The organism is Flagellimonas lutimaris, from assembly GCF_003581615.1.
In the GTDB taxonomy this organism is placed as follows: Bacteria; Bacteroidota; Bacteroidia; order Flavobacteriales; family Flavobacteriaceae; genus Flagellimonas; species Flagellimonas lutimaris.
Map to the genome: position 1 here is coordinate 84,641 of NZ_QXFH01000071.1, position 26,382 is coordinate 111,022.

General features: G+C 40.5%; 28 protein-coding genes. 15 read left to right on the forward strand and 13 right to left on the reverse strand.

All coding sequences use genetic code 11. From position 1 onward, the window contains the following. Positions 1–174 precede the first annotated feature (174 nt). Genes D2V08_RS09455 through D2V08_RS17320 form a run of 4 tightly spaced genes read left to right on the forward strand, consistent with a single transcriptional unit; the run spans position 175 to position 4,706 of the window. Positions 175–786 (forward strand): flavin reductase, encoded by a 612-nt coding sequence (locus tag D2V08_RS09455; protein WP_119607844.1) that lies wholly within the window; start codon positions 175–177, stop codon positions 784–786. Beyond that, positions 783–1,955 carry a M20 family metallopeptidase gene (locus D2V08_RS09460; protein ID WP_119607845.1) on the forward strand — a complete coding sequence of 391 codons (1,173 nt, stop codon included), beginning with the start codon at positions 783–785 and terminating at the stop codon, positions 1,953–1,955. Before D2V08_RS09455 ends, D2V08_RS09460 begins: the two co-directional genes overlap by 4 nt. Before the next feature lie 10 nt (positions 1,956–1,965). Further along, a complete protein-coding gene (locus D2V08_RS17315) occupies positions 1,966–2,994 on the forward strand; it encodes a hypothetical protein (protein WP_182835512.1) in 1,029 nt (342 codons plus the stop codon). Next, positions 2,991–4,706, forward strand: coding sequence for an adenosylcobalamin-dependent ribonucleoside-diphosphate reductase (locus tag D2V08_RS17320; protein WP_182835513.1), 1,716 nt, complete (start codon positions 2,991–2,993; stop codon positions 4,704–4,706). The genes D2V08_RS17315 and D2V08_RS17320 overlap by 4 nt, the downstream gene beginning before the upstream one ends. 8 nt (positions 4,707–4,714) lie before the next feature. Here the strand turns inward: D2V08_RS17320 and deoD are convergent, their stop codons facing one another. From deoD to D2V08_RS09485, 4 genes are all read right to left on the reverse strand, one after another. Continuing rightward, complete coding sequence (gene deoD, locus D2V08_RS09470) at positions 4,715–5,419, reverse strand: purine-nucleoside phosphorylase (RefSeq protein WP_119607846.1); 705 nt, start codon at positions 5,417–5,419, stop codon at positions 4,715–4,717. 8 nt (positions 5,420–5,427) lie between these two features. Beyond that, complete coding sequence (gene deoC, locus D2V08_RS09475; RefSeq protein WP_119607847.1) at positions 5,428–6,066, reverse strand: deoxyribose-phosphate aldolase; 639 nt, start codon at positions 6,064–6,066, stop codon at positions 5,428–5,430. A 1-nt stretch (position 6,067) separates the two neighbouring features. Then, positions 6,068–6,472 carry a hypothetical protein gene (locus D2V08_RS09480; protein ID WP_119607848.1) on the reverse strand — a complete coding sequence of 135 codons (405 nt, stop codon included), beginning with the start codon at positions 6,470–6,472 and terminating at the stop codon, positions 6,068–6,070. Between the two features lie 88 nt (positions 6,473–6,560). Continuing rightward, a complete protein-coding gene (locus tag D2V08_RS09485) occupies positions 6,561–6,941 on the reverse strand; it encodes a hypothetical protein (protein WP_119607849.1) in 381 nt (126 codons plus the stop codon). A 211-nt stretch (positions 6,942–7,152) separates the two neighbouring features. On the opposite strand from D2V08_RS09485, the gene D2V08_RS09490 reads away from it, so the two are divergent. The 3 genes from D2V08_RS09490 to D2V08_RS09500 are packed head-to-tail and all read left to right on the forward strand — an operon-like array spanning position 7,153 to position 9,708. Next, positions 7,153–7,935 (forward strand): MlaE family ABC transporter permease, encoded by a 783-nt coding sequence (locus tag D2V08_RS09490; protein WP_245980557.1) that lies wholly within the window; start codon positions 7,153–7,155, stop codon positions 7,933–7,935. Then, positions 7,935–8,717, forward strand: coding sequence for an ABC transporter ATP-binding protein (locus D2V08_RS09495; protein ID WP_119607850.1), 783 nt, complete (start codon positions 7,935–7,937; stop codon positions 8,715–8,717). Before D2V08_RS09490 ends, D2V08_RS09495 begins: the two co-directional genes overlap by 1 nt. A gap of 19 nt (positions 8,718–8,736) precedes the next feature. After that, positions 8,737–9,708, forward strand: coding sequence for an MlaD family protein (locus D2V08_RS09500; RefSeq protein ID WP_245980558.1), 972 nt, complete (start codon positions 8,737–8,739; stop codon positions 9,706–9,708). A gap of 8 nt (positions 9,709–9,716) precedes the next feature. On the opposite strand, the gene D2V08_RS09505 is transcribed toward D2V08_RS09500, so the two are convergent. Genes D2V08_RS09505 through D2V08_RS09515 form a run of 3 tightly spaced genes read right to left on the reverse strand, consistent with a single transcriptional unit; the run spans position 9,717 to position 12,747 of the window. After that, positions 9,717–10,394, reverse strand: coding sequence for an ABC transporter ATP-binding protein (locus D2V08_RS09505; RefSeq protein WP_119607851.1), 678 nt, complete (start codon positions 10,392–10,394; stop codon positions 9,717–9,719). 8 nt (positions 10,395–10,402) lie between these two features. Next, positions 10,403–11,665 carry an ABC transporter permease gene (locus D2V08_RS09510; RefSeq protein ID WP_119607852.1) on the reverse strand — a complete coding sequence of 421 codons (1,263 nt, stop codon included), beginning with the start codon at positions 11,663–11,665 and terminating at the stop codon, positions 10,403–10,405. After that, positions 11,662–12,747, reverse strand: coding sequence for an efflux RND transporter periplasmic adaptor subunit (locus D2V08_RS09515; protein ID WP_119607853.1), 1,086 nt, complete (start codon positions 12,745–12,747; stop codon positions 11,662–11,664). The genes D2V08_RS09510 and D2V08_RS09515 overlap by 4 nt, the downstream gene beginning before the upstream one ends. Positions 12,748–12,925: 178 nt before the next feature. On the opposite strand from D2V08_RS09515, the gene D2V08_RS17495 reads away from it, so the two are divergent. Together D2V08_RS17495 and D2V08_RS09525 are read left to right on the forward strand one after the other, a co-directional pair. Beyond that, a complete protein-coding gene (locus tag D2V08_RS17495; RefSeq protein WP_119607860.1) occupies positions 12,926–13,411 on the forward strand; it encodes a hypothetical protein in 486 nt (161 codons plus the stop codon). Between the two features lie 12 nt (positions 13,412–13,423). Beyond that, positions 13,424–13,795: a GerW family sporulation protein gene (locus D2V08_RS09525; protein ID WP_100817613.1), complete on the forward strand. Its 372-nt coding sequence runs from the start codon at positions 13,424–13,426 to the stop codon at positions 13,793–13,795. A gap of 97 nt (positions 13,796–13,892) precedes the next feature. Here the strand turns inward: D2V08_RS09525 and D2V08_RS09530 are convergent, their stop codons facing one another. After that, positions 13,893–14,513 (reverse strand): WG repeat-containing protein, encoded by a 621-nt coding sequence (locus tag D2V08_RS09530; RefSeq protein WP_119607862.1) that lies wholly within the window; start codon positions 14,511–14,513, stop codon positions 13,893–13,895. 359 nt (positions 14,514–14,872) lie between these two features. Here D2V08_RS09530 and D2V08_RS09535 point away from each other — a divergent pair, with 359 nt between their 5' ends. The 6 genes from D2V08_RS09535 (at position 14,873) to D2V08_RS09555 (ending at position 20,554) form a co-directional block, all read left to right on the forward strand. Next, positions 14,873–16,117 carry a spondin domain-containing protein gene (locus D2V08_RS09535; protein ID WP_119607864.1) on the forward strand — a complete coding sequence of 415 codons (1,245 nt, stop codon included), beginning with the start codon at positions 14,873–14,875 and terminating at the stop codon, positions 16,115–16,117. 238 nt (positions 16,118–16,355) lie between these two features. Continuing rightward, on the forward strand, positions 16,356–16,499 hold the full coding sequence (locus D2V08_RS17330; RefSeq protein ID WP_182835515.1) for a hypothetical protein: 144 nt from the start codon (positions 16,356–16,358) through the stop codon (positions 16,497–16,499). Positions 16,500–16,782: 283 nt separating this feature from the next. Further along, positions 16,783–18,171, forward strand: coding sequence for a mercuric reductase (locus D2V08_RS09540; protein ID WP_119607971.1), 1,389 nt, complete (start codon positions 16,783–16,785; stop codon positions 18,169–18,171). A 6-nt stretch (positions 18,172–18,177) separates the two neighbouring features. After that, the gene (locus D2V08_RS09545; RefSeq protein ID WP_182835516.1) at positions 18,178–18,459 is read left to right on the forward strand and encodes a DUF427 domain-containing protein; all 282 of its coding nucleotides are present in this window, start codon (positions 18,178–18,180) and stop codon (positions 18,457–18,459) included. Beyond that, complete coding sequence (gene egtB, locus D2V08_RS09550) at positions 18,459–19,607, forward strand: ergothioneine biosynthesis protein EgtB (RefSeq protein ID WP_119607868.1); 1,149 nt, start codon at positions 18,459–18,461, stop codon at positions 19,605–19,607. The genes D2V08_RS09545 and egtB overlap by 1 nt, the downstream gene beginning before the upstream one ends. A 5-nt stretch (positions 19,608–19,612) precedes the next feature. Beyond that, on the forward strand, positions 19,613–20,554 hold the full coding sequence (locus D2V08_RS09555) for an L-histidine N(alpha)-methyltransferase (RefSeq protein WP_182835517.1): 942 nt from the start codon (positions 19,613–19,615) through the stop codon (positions 20,552–20,554). 113 nt (positions 20,555–20,667) lie between these two features. Here D2V08_RS09555 and D2V08_RS09560 read toward each other — a convergent pair whose 3' ends face one another. Genes D2V08_RS09560 through D2V08_RS09580 form a run of 5 tightly spaced genes read right to left on the reverse strand, consistent with a single transcriptional unit; the run spans position 20,668 to position 26,298 of the window. After that, positions 20,668–21,696, reverse strand: coding sequence for an alpha/beta hydrolase (locus D2V08_RS09560; protein WP_119607869.1), 1,029 nt, complete (start codon positions 21,694–21,696; stop codon positions 20,668–20,670). A gap of 10 nt (positions 21,697–21,706) precedes the next feature. After that, complete coding sequence (locus D2V08_RS09565; RefSeq protein WP_119607871.1) at positions 21,707–22,018, reverse strand: AtuA-related protein; 312 nt, start codon at positions 22,016–22,018, stop codon at positions 21,707–21,709. 3 nt (positions 22,019–22,021) lie between these two features. Further along, the gene (locus D2V08_RS09570; protein WP_119607873.1) at positions 22,022–23,368 is read right to left on the reverse strand and encodes an acyclic terpene utilization AtuA family protein; all 1,347 of its coding nucleotides are present in this window, start codon (positions 23,366–23,368) and stop codon (positions 22,022–22,024) included. Between the two features lie 3 nt (positions 23,369–23,371). Then, the gene (locus D2V08_RS09575; RefSeq protein WP_119607875.1) at positions 23,372–24,673 is read right to left on the reverse strand and encodes a CitMHS family transporter; all 1,302 of its coding nucleotides are present in this window, start codon (positions 24,671–24,673) and stop codon (positions 23,372–23,374) included. Then, a complete protein-coding gene (locus tag D2V08_RS09580) occupies positions 24,670–26,298 on the reverse strand; it encodes a carboxylesterase/lipase family protein (protein WP_119607876.1) in 1,629 nt (542 codons plus the stop codon). The genes D2V08_RS09575 and D2V08_RS09580 overlap by 4 nt, the downstream gene beginning before the upstream one ends. Positions 26,299–26,382 lie beyond the last annotated feature (84 nt).

Below are 26,382 nucleotides of genomic sequence, written 5' to 3' on the forward strand. Positions count from 1 at the left end.
CTCAAATCTAGCTTACAATACTTTCATTTGAAATGATTTAGGTCATTCATGTTAACTTGAATTCTGTACTATAAATATTTGATAACCCTATTATTTGCCTAGAAGTGTTCCTGATTTAGGTCATAGGAGACCCTGATTCATAATTGTATTTTTAGAAAGACCAAAGCAGTTGTCATGGACCTTCTTCAGGATAAAAAATACGTTTCATTGGATACCCGTAATCCTATATGGGATAGGATATTCACAGTGGCTCCTTTGGTGGTGGTGGGGACTAAAGAAAGGGATGGTTATGACCTGGCTCCAAAACATATGGCAACCCCTCTTGGGTTTGACAACTATTTTGGATTTGTGTGTACCCCTAGGCATGGGACATATCAAAATGTAAAAAAGACTGGAGAATTCACAGTGAGCTTCCCTACACCTGATCAAGTAACAACCACTTCCTTGAGCGCTTCGCCCAGAACGGAAGCATTGGCCAAATCACAACAAATTGTAGAAGCCTTGCCCTTGATTAAAGCGGCCTCCATGGATGCCCCTTTGGTAAAGGATGCTTATTTGTACTTGGAATGTGAATTGTTCAAGATTATTGATGGTTTTGGTGAGAATAGCATCATAACGGGAAAAATAAAAGAGGCCTATGTGCACATTGATTATTTGAGGGTTTCAGAAAAGGACGAACAAGAACAATTAAAAAATAATCCGTTGCTGGCATATATTTCATATGGTCGTTTTGCCAAAATCGAAGAAACCTACAATTTTCCTTTTCCAAAAGATTTTAAAAGATGACTTCCAAGGTAACACATATTGCAGATGGTATCTTGAATCAGCTCAAATCAAGGGAGAAGGAAATGTTGAATTTTTTGGAGGAACTTGTTTCGTTGGAATCACCTTCACGTGACCCTAAGTCCCAATATCAGATTTTAAAATTTATTGCGGAAGAGTTGAAGAAACTTGGTTTTTATACACTTCATGTACCAGGAAAGGAAACAGGTGGATTTTTATATGCCAGACCTTTAAATAGGGATAAAAGCAAAGCTTCACAATTAATGATAGGCCATTGTGATACCGTTTGGGCACTCAATACGCTAAAGAAGATGCCATTGCGAAAAGATGGCCAAACTTTGAGCGGCCCTGGTGTTTATGATATGAAAGCGGGGCTCACCCAAATCATTTTTGCCTTGAAGGCTATTGATGCATTGAATCTGAACTTGCCCCTAACACCGGTTATTTTAATCAACTCCGATGAAGAAATTGGAAGCAGGGAATCCCGAAGCGCCATTGAACGATTGGCCAAAGTTTGTGAGCGTGCCTATATTATGGAGCCTCCTTTGGGCTTGACGGGTAAACTGAAAACCGCCAGAAAAGGCCTTGGACGATTTACGATTACCGTAAAAGGTAAAGCTGCCCATGCTGGATTAGATCCTCAAAAAGGAGCCAGTGCTATCGTAGAGCTTTCCCATCAGGTACAGCAGTTATATGCCATGAACGATTTTGATAAAGGTATTACGGTCAATGTAGGGATGATTGAAGGCGGTGTCTCGCCCAATGTAATTGCACCAGAAAGCAAAGCGGTGGTGGATGTCCGAGTGTTGAACAAAAAAGATGGAGAAAGGATTACAGAACAAATTCTTTCTCTCAAACCTACCTTGCCAGAGGTTGAAGTACATATAGAAGGAGGAATAGGAAGACCCCCAATGGAGCATACGGCAGGTAATCGTATGCTGTGGAAATTGGCCAAGGCAAAAGGAAGCCTTTTAGGCTTGGACTTGGAAGAAGCCACCGCAGGTGGAGGGTCGGATGGCAATACCACAAGTTTGTACACCGCCACCTTGGATGGATTGGGTACAACAGGGGATGGGGCCCATGCCCAACACGAACACATTTTATTGGACGAGTTTCCGGTTAGGACAGCATTACTGGCTCTTCTTATGCTGGCTGAAGCAGGAGACAATTAAACTTTTTGTTATGGACCACAAATATATTTATGCATCATTGACCCGAATATCCGATTTGGCAGAAAAAGGATTCGAACTAAAAGCGTTGCCCAGGGACAAATGGGGAACAGGCGATTATATCGTTTGTGAAATTTTGAACGAAGGTGGGGAGAGCTTAAAAATGGAACTTCCCAATGGTAGGATGCGAGGGGTTATAGCTGGCGAGCATATTGTCGGCGCATTAGGGGAACGTTATGCTACTTTGGAAGCCACCGGGAGCTGGAGAAATGTAGCGGACGATTTAAAAATGACGGTGCTTACGGGTGCAGGGCTTCTGGGGAAATTGACGTCCAAGTCCATGTTTATTCCCAAAATGATCAAGGTGATTTATAAGGGGCATGCCTTTAGGGATGGCAAAAAAGTAACTATGGATGATTTTGTTGAGAAGATACCTAGGATTCCTTTTAATACACCAGTAATCGTGTTTGTGGGAACCTCTATGTCAGCGGGTAAAACAACATCAGCCCGAATTGTAACAAACATTTTTAAGCAAGCAGGATATAAAGTGGTCGGTGCAAAACTAACTGGAGCAGGACGTTATAAGGATATTTTGGCCTTTAAGGATGTGGGGGCAGATAGGATATTGGATTTTGTGGATGTGGGACTTCCTTCGTCCATTTGCCCAAAAGAGCGCTACAAAGAAAAGTTTGAACAGATGCTCAGTAGAATAGCCCAAGAAAATGCTGATGTTGCCATTATAGAAATTGGAGCCTCGCCTTTGGAGCCTTACAATGGGGATGTCGCCATAAATGCGCTAAGGGAACATATTAAGTGCACTATTTTAAGTGCTTCGGACCCTTATGCTGTTTATGGTTTGATGAAAGCCTTTGAACTGGTTCCAGATATTGTTACCGGGGTGGCCTCGAATACTTTGGCGGGAGCTCGAATGGTAAAGGAATTGTGTGGTGTTAGAGCGTTGAACTTGATAGATTCCACTACCACAAAAGCATTAAAAGAAATTTTGACGGAGAAAACAGGTATGTCACTCAAAACAAAATGAAACTTTCAGAAAACGCAAAGCAATTACTCAATGCCAGGTATTTGCTGAAGAATACGGAGGGAAAAATAGTGGAATCCCCGAAAGAACTTTTTTGGAGAGTGGCCAAGTATGTGGCAAGTGTAGAAAAAGAGGATAGAAAAAAATGGGAAAATAAATTTTATGCCCTACTGGCCAATCTCCATTTTTTACCCAATTCACCAACCTTAATGAATGCTGGACTACCGAATGGACAATTGAGCGCGTGTTTTGTTTTACCAGTGGAAGATAGTTTGGATAGCATATTTACTACTTTAAAAAACATGGCCATGATTCATCAAAGTGGGGGAGGAACAGGATATAATTTTTCCCAGCTTCGTCCGCATGGAGATATGGTTTCATCATCGGGAGGGGTTTCCTCGGGCCCCATGGCGTTTATCAAAATTTATGATACCGCAACGGAACATGTAAGGCAAGGAGGAAAACGAAGAGGAGCCAACATGGGAATTTTGAATGTGGACCATCCCGATATCGAAGAGTTTATCCTTTCAAAATCTGAAAGTAACACATTGCAAAATTTTAACCTTTCCGCGGGGATTACCGATGATTTTATGAAGGCGGTCCAAAGTGGGACAGATTGGAAATTGATAAACCCGAGGACAAAAAGGGTTACGAAAATCATCAAAGCCAGTAAGCTCTGGGATCAAATAGTTTCACAAGCTTGGGCTACAGGAGACCCAGGACTTATTTTTTTGGATACAATAAACAAACACAATCCAGTACCCGAACTAGGTAGAATCCAGAGTACCAACCCCTGTGGTGAAGTTCCCTTGTTCGAATATGAAAGTTGTAACCTGGGTTCCATCAATTTATCAAAAATGGTAAAACTTGAAGGAGATCAGGGAGAAGTGGATTGGAAGGTTTTGGAAAATACCATTGTCGTAGCCGTTAGGTTTTTGGACAATGTGATTTCGGCAAACCATTATTTATTGTCTCAAATAGAACAAGAGACCAAAAGCAATAGAAAAATTGGACTTGGAATAATGGGGTGGGCCGAAATGTTAGCTTTGCTTAATATTTCCTACGCCTCGGAAGAAGCAGTTTTACTGGGAGAAAACCTTATGAAATTTGTTCAGGAGAAAAGCTATAGGACATCGGCAGAATTGGCTAAAGAACGGGGTGAGTTCCCCAATTGGAACAAAAGTGTTTTCTACCCTAATAAACCCATGAGAAATGCTACATGCAATAGTATAGCGCCTACGGGCAGCATTTCAGTAATCGCGGACACCTCGTATTCTATTGAACCTTTGTATGCCTTGGCCTACAAACGTGTTGGTATATTGGAAAACCAAACACAAATGGAGGTAAATCCGATTTTTGTGGGTAAAATGAAAGAATTGGGCTTATGGACCGATGAGGTTAGGGAAGAAGTACTGGGTACAGGAAGTATTCAACAACTGAAGCATATTCCAAAAGAAGTAAGAAGAGTGTTCGAAACCAGCTTGGAGATTCCATGGGAATATCATTTGCAACATCAACGAGCTTTCCAGAAATATACGGACAATGCCGTATCAAAAACCATTAATCTTTCGAAAAATACCTCAAAAGAAACTGTTTCCAATATTTATAAGACTGCTTGGAAGTATGGACTAAAGGGAATAACGATTTACAGGGATGGGAGCAAGGCCAATCAGGTTTTACAGGCCTGCCATTTAAATAAAAGCGCCAACTGTTGAAAGTTTCTTTAGGATATGGCAGCGGCCAAAGCAATTTGGACCATGTCTTTAAAAGTGGTTTCACGGTCATGCGCAGAGAGTTTTTCATCTGTTACCAAAGAGTCGGAAATGGTTAAAATAGTCAATGCCTTAATGTTATATTTAGCTGCAATCGTATATAATCCAGCGGTTTCCATTTCAACGCAAAGCACGCCATATTGCGCCCAAAGCTTGTATTCTTCTGGGTCATCGCTATAAAACTCATCCGAAGAAAGTACATTTCCTGCTTTTATGGGTATGTTGTTTTCTCGAGCATAATTGACGGCTTTTATAAAAAGATCAAAGTCAGCAGTTGGGGAATAATCCGAGTTAATGAACCTGGAATTGTTCATGCCCGAAGTGGTAGAAGCGGCCATGGCCAAGACTACATCATTGAGCTTTACATCTTTTTGGTACGATCCTGCAGACCCTACACGTATTATGTTCTTGACTCCATAATCGTTGATAAGCTCGTGAAAATAAATCATGGCAGAAGGCATTCCCATTCCACTTCCTTGTACAGAGACTCTTTTTCCCTTATAGGTACCGGTATAGCCCAACATTCCCCGAATTCGGTTGTAGCACACGGGATTTTCCAGAAATGTTTCCGCAATCCACTTGGCCCTTAATGGATCTCCGGGCATTAGAACGGTTTCGGCAATTTCGCCTGGTTTAGCTTCTATATGCGTGCTCATGGATTTTCTTATTTGATTAAATTAGGGCCGGAAGATGTACCAATTCTAGATACACCTAACTCAATATATTTTTGGGCAGTCTCTTTGTCTTTGACCCCTCCAGATGCTTTTATTTTTGCCTTGTCTCCTGCAGCTCTTTTCATCAGTTTTACATCTTCAAAAGTAGCGCCACCGCTTCCAAAACCAGTTGAGGTTTTTACAAAATCTGCATGGGCCTCGACAGCCAAAACACATGCCTTTTCTTTTTCTGCCTCGGTGAGGTAGCAGGTTTCAATAATTACCTTCAAGATTTTATCCCCGATAGCCTGTTTTATAGCTTTGATTTCATCGCGAACGGCATCGTACATCTCCGACTTCAACCATCCAATATTGATGACCATATCAACTTCATCCGAACCATTTTCAATACAGTCCATAGCCTCAAATACCTTGGCTTTGGTAGACATAGCTCCCAATGGAAACCCAATTACTGCAGCAACTTTTACGGGGCCATTTTTCAATGCCTTTTTGGCGATAGGCACATGGCAACCACTTACGCATACGGCATAAAAACCATAGGTTTTGGCCTCCTCGCATAATTTTTGAATATCCGCAATAGTAGCGGTAGGCTTTAAATTGGTGTGATCTATAAAATCTGCTATTGCCATATTAGTGGTTAAAGAGCTGTTTGAGCTTAAATATAGTCAACATCTCCGATCTATTTTTTCCAGCAAACGAACTAGCAATGGACTCAGCAGTTTCAACAATCAGCTTCTTGATGGTTTCCGGAAATTTTTCATGATGTTCCTTGTAGAACTCCTTAAACTCCTTAAAATACTCTTCCCCGTCTTTTTCCTCCTCATCCAACCAATCAAAAACAATCTCAATTTGATAGGCCGCATCTGTATGGAATTCATCCTCAAATTTGTCTACCTCTAACCAATATTGTCGTACATATTTTCGTAACCGCTCCACCTCTTTGGGCCTTACATTGTTGTCGGCCATGGCTACGGCATAAAATAACTTTCCAAGGTTTTGGTAGAATTCGTTTCCTATTTTCTCAGAATTAAGCATAACCTTAATTTTTAGTTCATATTAAAATTAGAACTAATACTACTTAATTTTTATGACATTACTCAACAAAAAGTTTGGTGTAGGATGTTTAATTATTCTTTCGGCTTACACTTTTATTGCTACGTCCTCTATTGCTATTGTTTTGATTATGGTAACGCTCGATATTATCGTCGTAGTAGTTATGTACCCTCTCGTATCTTGATCTATTCAGGTTGTAGGAGCGGTAACGTGAAGGCAATACCCTGTTCCTTCTCCATACGCCACTATCTAAATAAATATAGTTTCTTGTTGAGAGATCATAGTAGATACTGAACTCCGGAAAAAATACATATCGAACGGTTTCAACCCTATTCGGATAAAACCAAGGGGGTGGTGGGTCTGCCAATCGATGCGAAACAATCACGGGGCCACAGGCCTGAAATCCTGATAATGCCAAGAATAATCCAATGAGTAAAATTGTCTTTTTCATGATGCTAAATTTTATTCAGTAAGGTAGTGTTATCATGAAATCCAGTAAATGACCTGAGTCATTTCAATCTTTTGGCTATCTTAAATTCAGCATCAATAAAAGGTTGAGTTCTTGTTTGCATCTCGTTGATTGAAAGTTTCTTAATGACATTGGTCATTTGAAAACAACCACAACAAACCTATTTTTGAAAGGACCGAAATAGGTGATACATATGGCCATGGCATTGGAAATGATCAAAAAGACCAAGGAGTTTTTTATTGAAATAGGAGACCTTTCCTATTTCGCCCTGCGTTTTTTTAAACAAGCAGCAACACCTCCTTTTGAGTTTAAGGAATTACTTAAACAAAGCTACCAAGTTGGTAACAGGTCTTTATTATTGGTGGCCACTACTGGATTTATTATTGGTTTGGTATTAACGCTCCAGACTCGTCCCACCTTAATTGAGTTTGGAGCGGTCTCTTGGATGCCCAATATGGTTGGTATTTCCATAGTCAGGGAGGTTGGTCCAGTGATTACAGCCTTAATATGTTCTGGGAAAATTGCCTCTGGTTTTGGGGCTGAATTGGGTTCTATGCGGGTGACAGAGCAAATTGATGCCATGGAGGTTTCTGGCACCAACCCGTTCAAATATTTGGTAGTGACCCGAATTTTGGCCGCCACGTTAATGCTACCTTTATTAGTAGTATTTGGAGATTTAATAGCCCTTTTTGGTTCGTCCTTAGTTGAATTTATGAAAGGGAACGTATCCTTTAGGTTGTACTTTAATACCGTTTTTGACGCATTGTCCTATGGAGATTTGATTCCGGCGACCATAAAATCCTTTTTCTTTGGCTTTGTAATAGGGTTGACCGGCTGCTACAAGGGTTATAAAACGGGAAGAGGCACCGCAGGTGTCGGTATTGCGGCCAATACAGCTGTGGTAATGGCCTCCCTGCTTTTGTTTGTGGTGGATTTTATCGCCGTATTCGTATCTGATATTTTTTATGAACTGTAATGGATGTAAAAGAAAACATAGCGCCCCTTCAAAAGGAGAATACCTCAGAAGAGATTGTAGTTCGAATACAAGATCTTTATAAGAGTTTTGGTGACAACAAAGTATTGAATGGTTTTAATATGGTGTTGCGCAAGGGTGAAAATTTGGTGGTGATGGGAAAATCCGGGTCCGGAAAATCGGTGATGATCAAATGTCTTGTTGGTTTGATGGTTCCAGATAGGGGGGTAGTTGAGGTTTTGGGTGAGGACATAGCTCGTTTAAATCAAGTAGATTTGGATGAACTTCGTTCGGATATCGGATTCCTTTTTCAAGGAAGTGCCTTGTACGATTCCATGACAGTAAGGGAAAACCTGGAGTTTCCGATGAGGCGGCACCGAAAAAAGTTTGAAGGGGTTACAGATACGCTGCCATTGGTGCAAGAGGCTCTGGAAAATGTGGGCTTGGCCCATACCATGGATTTAATGCCCGAAGAATTATCAGGAGGTATGAAAAGGCGTATTGCGCTGGCCCGGGCAATAATACTAAAGCCAAAACTGATACTATATGATGAACCTACCAGTGGTCTGGACCCCATAACGGCCAAGGAAATAATTGGACTTATGAGGAGTATCCAAAAAAAATATGGTACCTCGGCACTGATTATTACACACGATGTGGATTGTGCAAGGGTAATTTCCGAGAGAATGATTTTGTTGGTCGATGGAATTAATTATGCAGAAGGTGCTTATCAAGAACTGGTGACATCATCAGACCCTAAAATAAATGCTTTTTTTAAAAAATGATATGACAACTAAAACTCCAATGCAGAATCTGAAACTGGGCATTTTTGTTGTGCTCGGGACCGTTTTGTTGATAATTGCGGCCTATCTTATCGGAAACGGTCAGAGCCTGTTTGTGAAGAAATTCACCGTCAATGCGGTATTCAGTAATGTAAATGGATTGCAAGTTGGAAACAATGTGCGTTTTTCGGGTATTGACATTGGTACTGTGGACAATATTGAAATGCAGAACGACAGCACCATAATTGTTTATATGGCCATCAACAAAAAAATGAAAGCACACATTAGAAGCAATGCGGTGGCAACTATTGGTTCCGATGGCCTGGTAGGAAGTATGTTGGTGAACATTGTGCCCGGTAAGGGACAGGCTTCTTTGATAGAAGATGGTGCTAGGTTAAAATCCTATAGTAAGATTTCTTCCCAGGACATGCTTAATACGTTAAGTGTTACCAATGAAAATGCCGCCTTGTTAACCTCGGATTTATTAAAAATTACCCAATCGTTAACGGAAGGGAAAGGTACTTTGGGATATTTACTGAACGATACTGTGATGGCCAATGACCTGAAGCAAACCATCACAAACTTAAAGCTAAGTAGCAATCGGGTGAATACAACTTTGAATGAGCTGCAAAAAACAGTAAAAGCCATTAACTCAGGCGATGGTGTTGCGGGAGTTTTACTGTCCGACACTTTGTCTGCACAAAAAGTTAGAAGCATCATCCAAAACTTGGAAGTTTCAAGTAATGATATAAACAGGATGACCACAGATTTGAATTCGGTAATAGGAGATATAAAGGATGGTAAAGGAGTTCTCAATAAGGTTGCAGCCGACACCATTCTGGCCAATCAATTAATGAAAACCATGAAGAATATCGAAGAAGGCACCGAAAAATTCAATGAGAACATGGAGGCCTTAAAGCACAATTTTTTGACCCGAGGATACTTTAGAAAATTGGAAAGGCAACAAAAAAAACAAGCAAAACAAAATCAGTGATTCCTGCTTTAATGTCGGATAATCATACCATCCTCCATTTCTATGATACGGTCGGTGCGGTTGGCAAAATCTACATCGTGGGTAACTACCAAAAGCGACAGACCTTGCTGTTCCTTTAAATTTTTAAAGATGTTGAACACATTTTCTGAGTTATGACTGTCCAGGTTTCCCGTGGGCTCATCACCCATTAAAATGGCAGGGTCATTGATCAGGGCCCTTGCAATGGCGACCCGTTGTTTTTCACCCCCTGAAATTCTGGAGGCTCGTTGGTTGGCCAAATGGCCAATATGCAACATTTCAAGCTTTTGTTTTGCATTCTTCTCGATTTCCGCATGCGACTTTTCTGCAAGTTTTTTGGCAGGAAGCATTACGTTTTCCAGAACACTGAATTCAGAAAGCAAGTAATGGAATTGAAATACAAAACCTATGTTTCTGTTTCTGATTCTTGACAGTTCTTTTTGAGACTTACCCGTTACAAGTTGGTCGTTGAGGTGCAGCTCACCCGTATAGTCGGTATCCATTGTGGAAAGAATATATAGCAAGGTGGATTTTCCCGAACCTGATTTCCCCATAATTGAAGCAAATTCACCTTGTTTTACCCCAAATGAAATATTTTTTAGCACATGGAAGTCCTTCGGCTTATGAAAATGCTTGTTGATATTTTTTGCTTCTAGTACAAAGTTCATATGTGGTGCTAAGTTCCTCTAATAATTTTTACGGGGTCTATTCTTTTGGCTCTGTTTGATGGCAAATATCCTGCTATACAAGTGGAGATTAGAGCAAATGCAATCCCTATCACATAATAGGTGGCATCAAAATTTACAGGGTATGTTGTTATCGTGGGTAGGGCTTCGGTTTCAAAAGGGGTGTTGTCTATAAGATGAGAAAGGCCAAATCCAATCAATAACCCCAGAACACCTCCTAGAACTCCAATTAGTAAGGCCTGGGCCATAAAAATGTATTGTACATCTTTACCGGAAAATCCAGTAGCCTTTAAAATGGCAATATCTTTCATTTTTTCATAAATGAGCATGTTCAATATATTGTAAATGCCAAACCCTGCCACAATAAGAAGGGTGATGGAAACCGCATAGGTGATAAGGTTCCTGATATTGGAGCCTGTTTCGAATTGTGCATTGGCTTCATTAATGTCAACAGCCTTTACATTGAATTGTTTTTCCAAGATACGGGCCATCGGTTCGGACTCATCAATATTCAACAATTTGATATTGATGTCGGTCACATAGTTTTCGGACTCTCCCAATATGCGCTGTACGGTGTTCAGATTGGCAAAACTTTGCACATTGTCTATTTCCGCGATTCCACTTTGGTAGATACCGACAATTTTTAGAGGAAAAATATCTCCCTTTACAGTGCTTATCTGAACCCTGTCTCCCACGGAAAGGGACATCTTTTTTGCTAGCCCAGCACCCAAAACAATCCCATTAATATTATTTCTTAGTGCTTCCGGAGTGCCTTCTACAATGTTATCCTGAATGTTGGAAAGGCGAACTTCCTCCATGACATCCACTCCTCCAAGGTTGCCACCAAGTTCTATGGAGCCAGACAGGTAAAAGATTTGTGCCCATAATTGGGGGGTCGCTCCCCGTACATTGGGGTGTTTTTTTAGGTAACTTAGAATGGGGAGGGCATTGTGTATTTTTTCTTGGTTTTGTTTAGGCTTTATGGAGTGTACAAAATTCATGGCACCCTTAAAGTCTTGGTAACGGGAAATGGGCTGGGTATCCGAAGGACGAATTTCGTTGTACATGTGTATATGGGGTGTTTGGTTGAGTACCAAATCATCCAGCATACCATTTAGTCCAGTCATAAAACTTACCAAGGTAATATAGGCCCCTATTCCAAAAGTAACCCCGAGTGTTGCGGTAACCGTGGATTTCATCTTGGTGACAAGATGGGTTTTGGCGATGCCCAATATCACGCTCCAATTGATCATTGCTCAGGTTTATAGATTGCGGTGTTTTCATCAATACCGTCCAAAATTTCTACCCTATCCAAATTTTGTAATCCCACACTAACCTCCATTTCACCATTATCTGTAAGTACTTTGGATGTATCGATGAGATATTCTTTTGGAATGGTCAGGGTTTCCTCCTTTTTTGAAATAACAATGTTCCCTTCACCAGATAATCCAGGATATAATGTAATGGGCGGGTCTTTGAACAATGCCTCAACCTTAAAAGTTTGGGAACGTTCATCTTTTCTTGGATAAATTTTGTCCAATGTGGCTTCGAATACTTTGGAATTGTAGGAGTCCAGCGTCAGGAATACTTGTTGTCCTATTTTCAGTTTTACAATATCCACTTCATCCACCAACAACTCTATAATAAACTTGTCACTTTTGCCTATAGCTGCAACAGGTTGTTGAGTATTTACTATTTCGCCTGGATTTTTGTAGATGGCATATACGGTACCATTTATTTTACTTTTTATAGTGAAATCTTCCGAGGTGGTCAACGAAGTTCTGTAATTGTTCTCAGATTGTTTTAATTGGGTTTCGAGCTCGTTTTTTGTTTGCCAATATTTTCTTTGGAGCAGGTTAAGGTTGTTTCTTGACAGTTCATAATTGAGCTTTCGGTTATCGTACTCCACCTTGGAGCCAATATTTTGGTCCCAAAGATTTTTTTGTCTGAAATAATTAATAGAATCATTGATGAACTTGAGTTCTGCAGCTTGAATCTCATCTTGTATTCCGCTTAGTACAGCGGCATTTCCGCTATAATTTTCGCGGGCAAGCTGTAAGGCCAATTTGGCGTTCTCTGCATTTAATTCCGGCGAGGTGTTGGTGATTTGAAGGATAGGGTCACCTTTCTTTACCTTATCGCCTTCTTCGACCCATGTTTTATCCAAAATACCGATTACTATGGAATAAGCTTGGTATAAACTATCAGGTTGAACCGTGGCCGATGCATATACGGACTCGGTCAAAGGCATTTTGGTCGGGTAGGTTTTCTCTTTGTTTTCACTACAGGAGAAAAGATTGAAAGTTATAATATAAATAAACAAGGAATACTTCATTGGTCGCAGTATAATACTGCTATCAAATTACCGATAAAAAATGGATTTGGAATATGAGTTAGGTCAGTCTTAAAATCAGCCTAAAAAAAGTTATCAACTTTATCCAATTATTTAGGCTATCCTGACCTAGATCATTGCATAAACAGCAGTGTCATGGTTCCTTTGCAGCAAAAAGCTAATGATACTGACCGTGGTAATATTATTAGTTGTGCTCCTTGCCCTTGGGCTACTATTTGTTCCAATACAAATTTTTATTGATACCGATACAGGAAAGTATTATGCAGGCTTAGGGGGCTTGGCAAAGGCGAGTTTCGAATCTGATGAGAAAGAGCTTTTAAGAGTACGGTTAAAAGTACTTTTTTATGAACACTGTTTTTATCCCTTAACAAAACCTTCAAAACCAACCAAAAGCAAGAAAACCAAACCAAAGAGGAGGATCAAGTTTAGGCAGATGGTTCGATTGTTAAAATCGTTCGAGGTTAAACGATTTGCTTTGGATATGGATACGGGCGATTATGTGGTCAATGCAAAAATGTATCCCATTTTTGTATTCCTCAATCAATATGTAGCTTCTTTCCATATCAATTTTGAAAACCACAACAGATTGGTCGTGGATATTCGAAACAGACCTTACAGAATTCTAAAAACATTTATTAATCATTAAAAATTTAAGGTCATGGAATTACATTTTGAAGAATTATTAAGCAAGGTGACTGACTTTATCAAGTCAGAGGCCAAAACAGAGACCATTATTGGTGAACCCTTTCAGTTGGGTGAATTTAAGTGTGTGCCTGTAATTAAAGTAGGTTTGGGATTTGGCTCTGGAGGAGGCGAAGGAGTTGAAGGCAAAACAAGAAAAGGTGAAGGAGCAGGTGCTGGAGCCGGTATTGGTATTCAGCCTATCGGCTTTTTGGTAACCAAAGGGGATGAAATCTCATTCTTGGAGGCAGGAAAAACCCACGGTTTGGCGGCCGCATTTGAAAAAGTGCCCGACTTAATTGAAAAAATTGTTTCTGAACGAAACAAAAAAGAAGAGGTTGTTGCCTAATCGAGGTCATCAATTAAAAAGAACTGGATTGTCTATTCTTTAAAGTTTAGACAATCCAGTTCCGAATGTTTACGAGACTTGTTCGCTTTCTGTTTGATTATAAATCTAATTTTTTGATTTCCCAATGGTTGTCCTTTTCAACCGCTATTAAGTTTCCGTTTAAAATTTTAGATCGTATTTCGGGAATATTATATCTTCTTTTTGTCATTTGAATGTTATGCCTGCGGTTCAGGAACTCGATAATGTTTCCGTCGGCATCCATCAATACTTCATGAAACTTGAACTCGTAAATATCTAGCTTGAATTCATTTTTACCTCGGAAAACCTTTTCAAAAATGATTCCAGTGGTTAGACCATTTTGGAATGGGGCAACATTTAGAAAATTATGTTCGATCACTAATTGTCCGGTAGTATCAATAAAACCAAACATTGGTATACCGTCCACTATTTTTTGAACCACACATCTACCGCTCGAAAATTGAGGGTAGGCCATGGCTCTAATATCATTATAAGATGCTTTGGCATCTGTATTCCAATAAAAGTCATCCCTATAGTCAATAGCGATGTTTCCGGTATCATCCACAAAAGCCCATTTGTTTTCTTTTTGTATTGCTGCAAATCCTTCATGGAACGGGCTAACATAATCCAAACTGTCAGGAAGTTGGGCGCTTAGGCCCATATAAATAAAAGCAGCAATTAATGTTGTTATTTTTTTCATGGCAATTGCTTTTTATCATCCTACTAATATCCTATGAATTGGTTGTAAATCAAATGACTTGCGTCATCTTAAAAAATGACTTCGCAATAGAGGGAGAAGTACAAACAAAAAAACAGGTAAACTTAAGTTTGTTTGCTTTTTAATGTGGTCTGACTGCGTTCAGAACCTTGAATTACCAAATACGTTTCTAAACAAAAAGCTACCAACTGAAGTCGATACCCGTCCGATAACAAAAACGCTGAAATTTACTATTGCCGTAAAAAAACTTATTACACATTTTAGTAAGGTGCCCTAATCATAGCCGACAAGATTCCAAGTCGGGACGATATTCCGATGTTTTTTAAACAAAAAATAAATAAATGAAAACAAATTTAATTTTAAGGCTCTTAGCCTTGACTACATTATTTAGTTTAACAAGTTGTAGTGATGATGATGATTCCACAGAGATAACAACTGGCAATTTTGTAGTTACTATTGAAAACACATTTGAAGGCAAGGAGTATTTTGCAAATGGCACTACTGGATTTATAGCGCCGGGAAATTCAGAATCCTTTTCGTTTAATGCGGGTAAAGGACATTATTTAAGCTTTGCCACCATGTTCGTTCAATCCAATGACTTGTTTTATGGTTTTGATGAAATGGGAATCGCCCTTTACGATGAAAATGGCAATGCATTGACTGGTGATGTTACCTCAATGGTAAGTCTTTGGGATGCTGGAACGGAAGTCAATGAGGAACCGGGAGTCGGACCGAATCAAGCTCCACGACAAACAGGACCAGATACGGGTGCCGATGAAAATGGGACTGTAAAACGTATTACCGAAGTGAATGATGGTTTTGCCTATCCTAATGTATCCGATGTTATAAAGGTAACATTGGTCCACGATGGGGGAACAGAATTCACAGTTACCCTAGAGAATGTTTCGGGGTCTGCAAGTATCACGACACCTTTGGCACCAGGAGTATGGGTGGTAAACGGTGCAGAACAAACACCTTTGTTTACAGTGGACAATGCAGCTTCAGAAGGTTTGGAACGAATTGCAGAAGATGGTGACAATAGTATTTTAGATACAGATTTTACTATGGCGAGTGGCCTTGTGTCACCCTTTGCTCCGGGTGCTTATGGTATTAACAATGCTGTATTTGTTATCGATGAAAGCGCTACGGGAGCATTGGAAGCACTGGCAGAGGATGGTAATCCGTCAGGATTTTCAAACATATTTAATACTCCTGTAGGTGCATCGGGGCCAGGACCAATTTTTCCGGGAGAATCTTATTCTTTTGAGTTTACCGCAAGTGAAGGTGACGTTCTATCGTTTGCAACCATGTTGGTTCAATCTAATGACTGGTTCATTGGTGCCAATGATATCGAGTTGTTCAACAACGGAATCTCCACCACAGGCGATATTACAAATATGCTGGAACTTTTTGATGCAGGTACAGAGGTTGATGAATATTCAGGAGCTGGAAATAACCAAGCGCCACGTCAAAATGCTGCAAACACGGGTGCTGATGAAAATGGAAATGTAGCAATGGAAGAAAGTGCCAATGCTCATGTACCATCAGTAGCCGAAATGATAAAGGTTACCATTACGACTAACTAAAAAGTTGTTGATAGTTTAGGTTTTTGGAAAGGCCATTTTTTTAAAAAAATGGCCTTTTTTTGGTGGGTTGAAAAATAAAAACCGCTAAAGCTGTTACATTGTAATATCTTATATTTTAATCTAGTGAATTGTTTTTCAGTAATTTAACTGCAATGATTTTTTCCCGCCGAAGGTGATAAACCGTATTCTTTTTTTATATTCTGGATGCTTAATTCATTAACCGTTTAATATTATTAAAATGAAAAATACATTACTGATTCTTTTAATTCTTATAGCCATCGCTATGATTTTCATCTCTTTTAAAGGGGGCATTCCTGCTCCAGGTCTTACAGGTGTAGGCTTTATTGTCATCGCAGCCTTGTTGTACCAAAACAAGGAATAATAAAAACCCAGAGCGAAGGAGAAATACCATTTCATTGCCCAAATTTCCAGTGGATGGCATAGCCTTGCGGCCTATGAATCAAAGTACATGATCTAAAAGAAGTTTACAATCCCTATGGGTGTTGTGAGAGATACCTTTGTTGAAGAAAAATAGAAAGTAGCACAAAAAAAGTGGCGTTAGATGACAATTTGACCTAAGAAAAGCGACAAAGACTTATAGGAATCGTAGCCAAATACCCTGTCAACAAAACGCTTCGTTTGGGGTAACATTAAAACAGTAAATGATGAACAGTAATAAAATTAAGACCTTCGATGCTATTGTAATCGGCTCAGGGCAAGCAGGGACCCCTTTGGTTTTCAAACTAGCTTCCCAAGGTCAAAAAGTAGCTTTTATTGAAAAGGAGCATTTTGGAGGAACTTGCCTGAATGTAGGTTGCACACCCACCAAAACCTATGTGGCCAGTGCTAGACGTATGTGGGATGCACAGCACGGCGAAGAATTAGGGATTGAAATTCCAGCTGGAGCCAAAGCCAATCTTCAAAAAATTAAAGCAAGAAAAGATGCATTGATAAAAAAATCTGTAGATGGTATTGCTCAAGGTGTGGAAAAAAATGAAAACATTATCTTTTTTAAAGGTAAAGCCCGTTTTGATGGCAAAAAAATCGTTGCGGTAAACAACGAACTATTGACTGCTGATGAAATTTATATCAATGTTGGCGGTAGTTCTTTTATTCCCAATGGATATGAAGACATTCCTTATCTTACAAATCAAAGTATTCTGGAATTGGAGGAACTGCCCGAACATTTAGTGGTGATCGGTGGAAGTTATATCGGTTTGGAATTTGGTCAAATGTTTGCCCGCTTGGGCTCCAAAGTCACTATTATCGAACAAGGAAACTCAATTATCGGTAGGGAAGACGATGAAACCAGCCAAACCATTCAACAAATTATGGAAGAAGAAGGTGTAGATTTCAGGCTAGGAGCAGAATGTGTTGCTGCAACTAAAAATGAGAATGGAGGCATTTCTGCCCGGATTAATTGTTCCAAGGATGGAGTGATAGAAATTAAAGGAAGCCATCTTCTGCTGGCCGTTGGTAGACGCCCGAATACAACAAATTTACAACTCGAAAAAACAGGTGTAAAAACAAGCGATAGGGGATTCATAGAAGTAAATGACTACTTGGAAACCAACGTGAAAGGAATTTATGCCTTGGGAGACTGTAATGGGAAAGGATCATTTACACACACAGCTTACAATGACTACGAAATTATTGCAGAAAATAAATTTGAAGAAAAAAATCGTAAGGTTTCGGATAGACTTATCACCTACGGGCTTTATGTAGATCCGCCCCTTGGCAGAGTAGGTATCACCAAAAAGGAAGCATTGCAAAAAGGATTGGATGTACTGATTGGTCATCGTCCGTTCAGTAGAATTGCTCGCGCCAAAGAAAAAGGGGAAACCAAAGGTTATATGAGTGTAGTGGTAGATGCAAAAACCAAAAAAATATTGGGTGCCACCGTGCTTGGTGTGGGTGGAGATGAAATCATAAGCGGAATTATCAACATTATGAACGCGGACAAGAGTTATGAAGTAATAAGGGACTCCGTACAACCACACCCTACCGTTTCGGAACTTATCCCTACGATGCTGGAATCACTAACAAGAGTATAGAACATTATGAAAGCTATTTGGAACAATCAAATTGTCGCAGAGAGCGCTGACACAATTCTTATAGAAAACAATCACTATTTTCCTCCCGAAAGTATCCATTCGGAATATTTTAAGGATAGCGACACCAGTACCTCCTGCCACTGGAAAGGTACGGCCGAGTACAAAACACTCGTCGTGGATGGGGCGGTCAACGAGGATGCCGCGTGGTACTACCCAGAACCCTCGGCATTGGCAAAAGGAATCAAGGACTACTTTGCTTTTTGGAAAGGCGTAAAAATTGAAGAATAATGCAACTTTTAAAACAGTTTTTAAAAACTCGACTGGAAACAGAGACCATTTGTAGTCCATTACAAACGGAAGATTATTTGGTGCAGCCCATTACCGATGTGTCTCCGCCAAAGTGGCATTTGGCACATACCACTTGGTTTTTTGAGCAGTTTATTTTGGTAAAATATGACGAAAACTATGAGGTGTTCCATCCAGATTTCGCCTATTTGTTCAATAGCTATTACAACAATATGGGCGAAAGAACAATTCGGCAAGATCGTGGATTAATGACCCGACCCGGTGTTTCTGAAATTTATGAATATCGGAAATATGTCACCGCAGCCATCAAAAAAGTATTGGAAAACAAACCTGGTGCTGAAGTGTTGCACTTAGTGGAAATAGGTGTCAACCACGAACAGCAACATCAAGAATTATTGGCGTACGATATCAAATATATTTTGGGAACACAACCCACATTTCCCGACATTGGAAAATATTTCACCTTAGAGGAAGAAAGCCAAAGTCACCAATGGCTCTCCTTTTCGGAAGGCATATATGAAATTGGCCATCAAGGAAATGATTTTTGTTTTGACAATGAATTACCTGTGCATAAGGTCTATGTGCAAGATTTCGACATCAGTAACAAGTTGGTAACCATTGGCGAATTTTTGGAATTCATGGAAGATGGTGGATATGATAACTTCAACTATTGGCATGATGAGGGATGGCATTTTATTCAGAATAATGGCATAACACACCCGCTTTATTGGCATTTCAGGGATGGAGAATGGCAGCATTACCATTTCAATGGCTTGGAAAAGCTAAATCCCAACCTGCCACTTTCACATGTTTCTATGTACGAAGCCTATGCATTTGCCAATTGGAAAGGAATGCGATTACCTACCGAGTTTGAATGGGAAGTTGCAGCTCAGAAATTACGTTGGGGCCAACTCTGGGAATGGACAAATTCGGCCTACCTGCCTTACCCTGGCTTTACCCAGGCCGAAGGTGCACTTGGGGAGTACAATGGCAAATTTATGCTCAACCAAATGGTATTGCGTGGTGCTTCGGTTGCCACGCCCCAAGGTCATCAAAGAGATACATACCGTAATTTTTTTCACGCTTCCAGCAGATGGATTTTCTCTGGAATAAGACTTGCAAAAAAGTAATCGAAATGCAGGAATTTTTTGAACACGTAAAAAAGGGGCTCAGTAAATCACCAAAAAAAATTGCTTCTCGCTATTTTTATGACGCCAAAGGGGATGCTCTTTTTCAGCAAATAATGCAATTGGAGGAATACTATCTTCCACGTTGCGAAATGCAGATTATTGAAAACAAAAGTGAGCAAATAGGCCAAGATATTTCAGCAGTCCATTCCAATTTGCAAGTTGTAGAGTTGGGTGCGGGCGATGGTACAAAAACCAAACATCTGATTAAACAGTTTGAACCACATTTTGATTCACTGGAGTATGTTGCCATGGATATTTCCGATAACGCATTGTCCATTAACAAAAAAGAAATAAGTAGCGAAGCCGAACAGGTCAAGTATATAGGTGTAGCAGGTAATTATTTTGATACCTACAAAAGCTTACCATCAACATCTGATGGAAGATTGGTACTGTTTTTAGGAGCTAATATTGGTAATTACCCTACTCCAGATGCCATTGGATTTTTTAGGTTTATTCAATCAAAGCTAAAAGAAGAAGATTATTTTTTAGTTGCTTTCGACCTTGTCAAGCACCCTAGAAAAATCCTGGCCGCCTATGATGACAGCCAAGGCATAACCAAACAATTCAATCTTAATTTGTTGGAAAGAATGAACAGGGAATTAGGAGCTAACTTTAACATTCATCAATTTGATCACTTTCCCTTTTACGATCCATTGACAGGTATTGCTTCCAGTCAAATTGTAAGTTTGAAAAAGCAAACGGTAGAATTTTCTGATGGTTTCTCAGTTTGTTTTGATCTTTTTGAAGCTGTTCACACCGAAGTTTCCAAGAAGTTTTTTTGGAGCGATATAGAGGAAATTGCCAATAAGTCAAAAATGGACATCGCTCAAACTTATTATAATGCCAACAAAGGATACACTTTTGTTTTGTTCCGTCCCCAAGGATAAGCAATTATAGAGTTAATAGATCAGTCATCTCGACTTAACCTTTTCACGTAAAATCAAAACAGTATTAATCATTTGATTAATACTGTTTTGTGTTTTTATGCATATAGTTTGAACTATTGAAACTCAAGGTAGTATTCAAAAAACGGCAACACCTGTTGTGGAATACGTCCATCTTTCGTGTATATATTGTTCACGTGTGTTCCAATATATTCTTCTGCAAAATGTTTTATACCTAAATTCTCCAACTTTATACTGAACATCTTGCATTGCTGGGTAAATCGCTCTCCAGCGTTTCGTCCCCAATCCATTTTAATGGCTTTTAAACTTTTGAGGTTGTCTATGTAATTTTCAAGATTATAGAAAGGCATGTTGTCTTGCCATTTTTTAAGTGTTTCTTGGTGTATGACCAATTCTTCATTTTCATATCCGAACGGAAAATCACAATAAAAAGGCGGATTATCGGGATTAGGCGACCAAGAGCGGGCAAAGGCCACCATAACCTTGCCAAAGTAGGTTTTTTCCAACTCTTCATACGTAGATATTTCGGCAAGTTCTTTAAATGTATTGCTGTTAGGTCCATATTCACGCACTATGGCCAAAGCTCCTGGACTTATGGCATATACGGTATTGAAAACATCAGGGTGTTTCATGGCAATGTTCAAAGCGCCATAACCACCCATACTGTGCCCGGTTATTCCACGGCTTTCCTTTTTTGCTATGGTTCGATAATTCTCGTCCATATAAGATACCAAATCCTGAACGGTAAAGTCTTCCCAGTTTCCAAATACACCCGAGTTGGAATAAAAACTGCCTTCATAGGTCGTTTTTTGGTTGGGAATGACCAAAATAAAGGGCCGGATACGTTTGGTCGCTATGGCGAAATCCAAGATTTCCTTCATGGGTTCCAACATCGTATGATCACCATAAAATCCATGTAAAAAATAGATTACGGGATATCTTTTGGTTCCCTCCCCGTAGTTTGGGGGCAGGTATACACCAACTTCCCGTGTAGGGTTTTCTTCAAAATCATTGACCAAGTTCTCCGAGTATATGGAATCGATTACAATGGTTCCTTTTGCAGTTTGTGCTTGAGTCACCTGAAAGGTAAGGATGACCAATATTAATTTTAAAAACGTTTTCATCAATCTGGTTTTAATGTTTAGTATCCATGGTCATTTCCAACAAAATCGAGGATAATGTTTTGCCATGTTTGTCCATTCGCAGTGAGCGGGTGACTCCGCCTCTTAGGGCTTTTTGCACGACAAAATTCATCGCTGCCAATGTAGGCAGCTCATATCGGGTCACTTCACCCAGTGCGGTCCCCCCAAGAAACTCCTTCACTTTTGTTGAGGTAACCTGTTCTAACAATAAGGGATAATCCTTTTCATCAAAGGCAATTACAGAGATATTGATAATATCTCCCTTGTCCCCCGTACGTGAATGTGCTATATCTTTTAGTTTCATAGGTCAACTTTTAAAGTATTCGACTTTTGGTGCCACCTTGCTTTTGTTTATTAAAATGGATTGTATGGCTATGATTTCCGTAACAACTTTTGAAACACCGCCCCCAGCTGCTGGACCATTGGTATATAATGTTTCTACTTCGTTCAACAATTGTACTGCAGCTTCCCTGGTCTTTGTTTTGGCCGCTACGCGCAACCGTATTTCTTGGGGAATTGCAGGGGAGGTAGCTTCTTTAAAAAGGCTATTGAGTCCGATAAGGTCGAAAAGGATATCCTCTACCACTAGATTCTTGGTGCGAAGTCGCTCCTTTATAATTTCAATGGCCAATCGGCTTCTTTCTAGCGCATAACTGCCACCATAGCTTATCTGGGCATCTGCCATATATCCGTCACGATAGCCAACGGATACCTTTAATTTTCCAGTCAATGGTTTTCCTGTCGCGCCAGTGACCTTTACTATATCCTTGTCCAATTCTTGGAATGAAACTCCAGAAAAATCAGCAATCACGTCCGGTGTCAGATACTCAGCAGGGTTATGTACTTCGTACAATAGCTGTTCTTTGCAGGTTGCAGTGGTCACCATTCCTCCAGCATCTTTTAATTTGGTAATGTAAAAGGAGCCATCTTCTAAGATTTCTGCGATAGGAAAACCAAGATTTCCCAGATTTGAAACCTTTTTTTTGGCCCCATCTGCAAAATATCCCCCACATACCTGTCCGGCACATTCCATTAAATGACCTAAAGCTGTTCCTTTTCCCAATAAGGGATAATTCTCCAATGACCACCCAAATTCATGGACAAGGGGAGCCAAAAACAAAGAAGGGTCGGCGACTCTGCCGGTTAAGATAACATCAGCTCCTTCTTTTAGCGCCATTAAAATTCCTTCTACACCTAAATAAGCGTTTGCGGAAATGATTTCATCCTCTAAAACCGATAAGGAATCGCCACTTTCCAAAAAGTTCTGTGTATTGAAGTTGAGCATCGATATAACATCATCACCATACACGGCTGCTATCTTTATTTTTTTTAGCCCCAACTCTTTGGCCAAGGCGGCTGTTTTTTTGGCTGCCGCTGCAGGATTCGCGGCACCCATATTGCTTATGAGTTTCACGCTGTTTGAAACGCAAAGCGGTAGGCAGGCTTTCATTCTGTCTTCCAACAAAGGGTCATATCCCAATGTTGGATCCTGCATCTTCTGTAATTGAGCCAATGCTATGGTTCGCTCCGCTAGGCATTCAAAAACGATATAATCTAAATCGCCTTCTTTTATAAGGTCCGCAGCGGGTTCGATACGGTCTCCCGAATAGCCTGCCCCTGATCCAATGCGAATTGTTTTTTCTTGTTTGATCATAATTTATATGGGAATGGTTCCGATTAAAATGGAAACAATGGTCATGACTATGGTTATGCCAAAGGCATATTTAAAAGTGAACCGTTGGTGTTCCGCTAAATCTACTTTTGCCAAACCAATGAGCAAAAATGTTGTAGCTGTCAATGGGCTCAATGGAAATCCAGTGGTCATTTGTCCCAAAATAGCGGCCTGTCCTACGCTAATGGGCTCCACACCAAACTGGCCCGCAACTTCCGACAGTACTGGTAGAAATCCAAAATAGAAGGAATCCGGGTCAAAAACAAAGCTCAAGGGCATACTGGTAACCGCCATGATGACTGGAATTTGTTTTCCTGCACCGGCAGGAATGATATCTGCGGCCGCACTTGCCATTTCAGCAATCATACCGGATTCGGTCATGATACCTGTAAAGACACCTGCAGCCAATAAGATACTCGCCATCAGCAAGGAGGCTTTGGCATGCGAATCTATTCGGGATGCCTGGTCTTTAAGATTTGGATAATTTACAGTTAGGGCAATAATGGTACCCAACATAAAGGGCAGAGCAGGGGCAACAACACCCGTAATCAGGAATGCGATGACAGCAATAGTTAACAGGATATTGAACCAGAATAATCGAGGTCTCCTAAGATGCATTTCATCTTCTGTTATTTTTCTCGAATAACTCTTGCCTCTATTTTCCATGGAATCCAAATGAAGTCGTTTGGCTTCCTTGGAGCCTAAATACCATGCAATGACCAAAACGAACAATATCCCGAACAATTGGGGTATCATAACAGGAGTGTACAATTCTGTAATCTCGACCTGCAATGCCGTAGCTGCCCGAATGGTAGGGCCTCCCCAAGGAACCAAATTCATTGTTCCAGCACCGAGGGCAACTACACAGGCCAATACCCGCTTATCCATTTTAAGTTCCTCAAAAAGGGGTAGCATGGCAGGAATGGCAATTAGAAAAGTAACCGCTCCGGAACCATCTAAGTGAACAATCATTGATAGAATAGCCGTACCTATGGTAATTTTAACCGGATTGCGCCCCACCAACTTAAGGATGGTATTGATAATGGGGTCGAACATGCCAGCATCAGTCAAAACACCAAAAAACAATATTGCAAAAACGAACATGGCCACCACGGGTGCAATGTTTTTGATGCCCTGTATGGCAAAATCAGCAGTATCCAGACCGAAGCCTGCCATCAATGAGCCTATAATGGGCACAATAATCAAAGCGGAAAGGGCACTTACCTTTTTGGAAAGAATAAGTGCCAGCAGTACCACTGTTATCGCTATGCCCGCAAATAGTATCAATTTTTGTAGACTTTGTCCAAAAAGTTATAGCGCGCATCGTTTTCCGCCTTGGTCGATCCGCTCTCCGTATCGATGACCATTACGGGAGGCTCACTCTCATTTGCTTTGGCAGCATCCCAGTTGGGAACTTCATCGCCATTGGGATTTCCAGTTTTAATGAAATTGGCAAAAAACTCTTGCATAGTGCTGGAGGTTTTGTAATCATCCGCTGTCCAGGCATAATCATCTACAAGAGGCAAATTGCCCATGGCATACTCTATTTCTGCAGCATGTGGTGCCCCAATCGCTTTGGGCATTTGAGGCGCATTGGAATCCCGTTCCACGGTTCCGCCCGCTAATCCCGAGGCCAGGTTTTGATCACGCAAAGGTGGGCGTATCTTACTGTATAGATAACGGTAAACGGGTTGGTCTGAGTTTTTACGATGTAAATCGAACCATTTCCAGGTACTGTAAGCAATAAAGTTATCGGATGCCAAATTGGTCGCAGCCCATTCAACCTCCGTGGATGTACCATGAGGGTAGAGTTCCAAAACCTCCTCGTATTTCTTGGGGTAATTTTGCTTTACCTTTTCCACAAATGCTTCTTTTGTAATCGGACCCTGTGTAAATGCCATACCGGGTATTTCCGCAGAATTCCAACCTACCAATAAAGGCACTTGGGCTTGTTGTTCCGAGGCAAATATTTCGGGCAGTGTTTTTGGCAGTAGATAACCATCAATAACCATGGGGAAACCAAACCTTTGGGTGTCGTTGTACTTTTCATAAATCTCTCTTGTACTCAGTTTTCGCAATGCATCTATGCTTTCTACACCTATGCTTTCAAGAAATTGTGTTCCTTGTTTTTCCGCTTCTTCCAAGGAAACGGGCGCCATGGTCGGAGTAATGGCTGCCCCGCTTTCCCCAATCGCTCCTGCAATAAGATTTTTTGATAGGGGAGATGCCATCTGGACACTGACCCCTATTGAACCGGCAGATTCCCCTGCAATGATTACTTGTTCTGGGTTTCCCCCGAAAGCGGCAATATTGTCCTGTACCCATTGAAGGGCCATGTTCTGATCCAACTGGCCATAATTTCCAGAGGCTTTATATGGGGCCTCCGCTGTCAACTCTGGATGGGCCAGATTTCCAAAAACGTTCAAACGATAGTTGGTAGTCACCACTACAATGCCTTTTTTGGCCATACTCTCACCATCATAACGGTATTCAGAGGCATCGCCTGCCACATTGCCCCCACCATAAAAGTAAACCAAAACGGGAAGATCCTTGTCATCGTGCTTGGCAGGTGTCCACACGTTGAGGTATAAGCAGTCCTCGCTCAACCCATTCGATCGAGATTTCATATCCCCGAACACCATGGCCTGTACTGGACGTGGCCCAAATTCTTTGGTTTCCTTAATGCCTTTCCAGTTATCTAAGGGTTGTGGAGCTTTCCATCGCAATTCGCCCACAGGAGGCTTTGCAAAGGGAATACCAAAATATTTTTGAATGCCGGTATGGGTGTCGTAGAGTCCCTCTATCGTTCCGTTCTTTAGGTCAATCTGAACGGGAAAAGCATTGTCGTCCTGAGCTGTTATCGTAAGGCCAAAACCCAGTATAACCAGAAAGCTTATAGCTAATTTTTTCATTGTGCGTTTGATTATTCGTTATTGTAACAATTTGTTACAATAATAATTTGTTTTTACGACTTTTCATGCTTTATTTACAAAAAA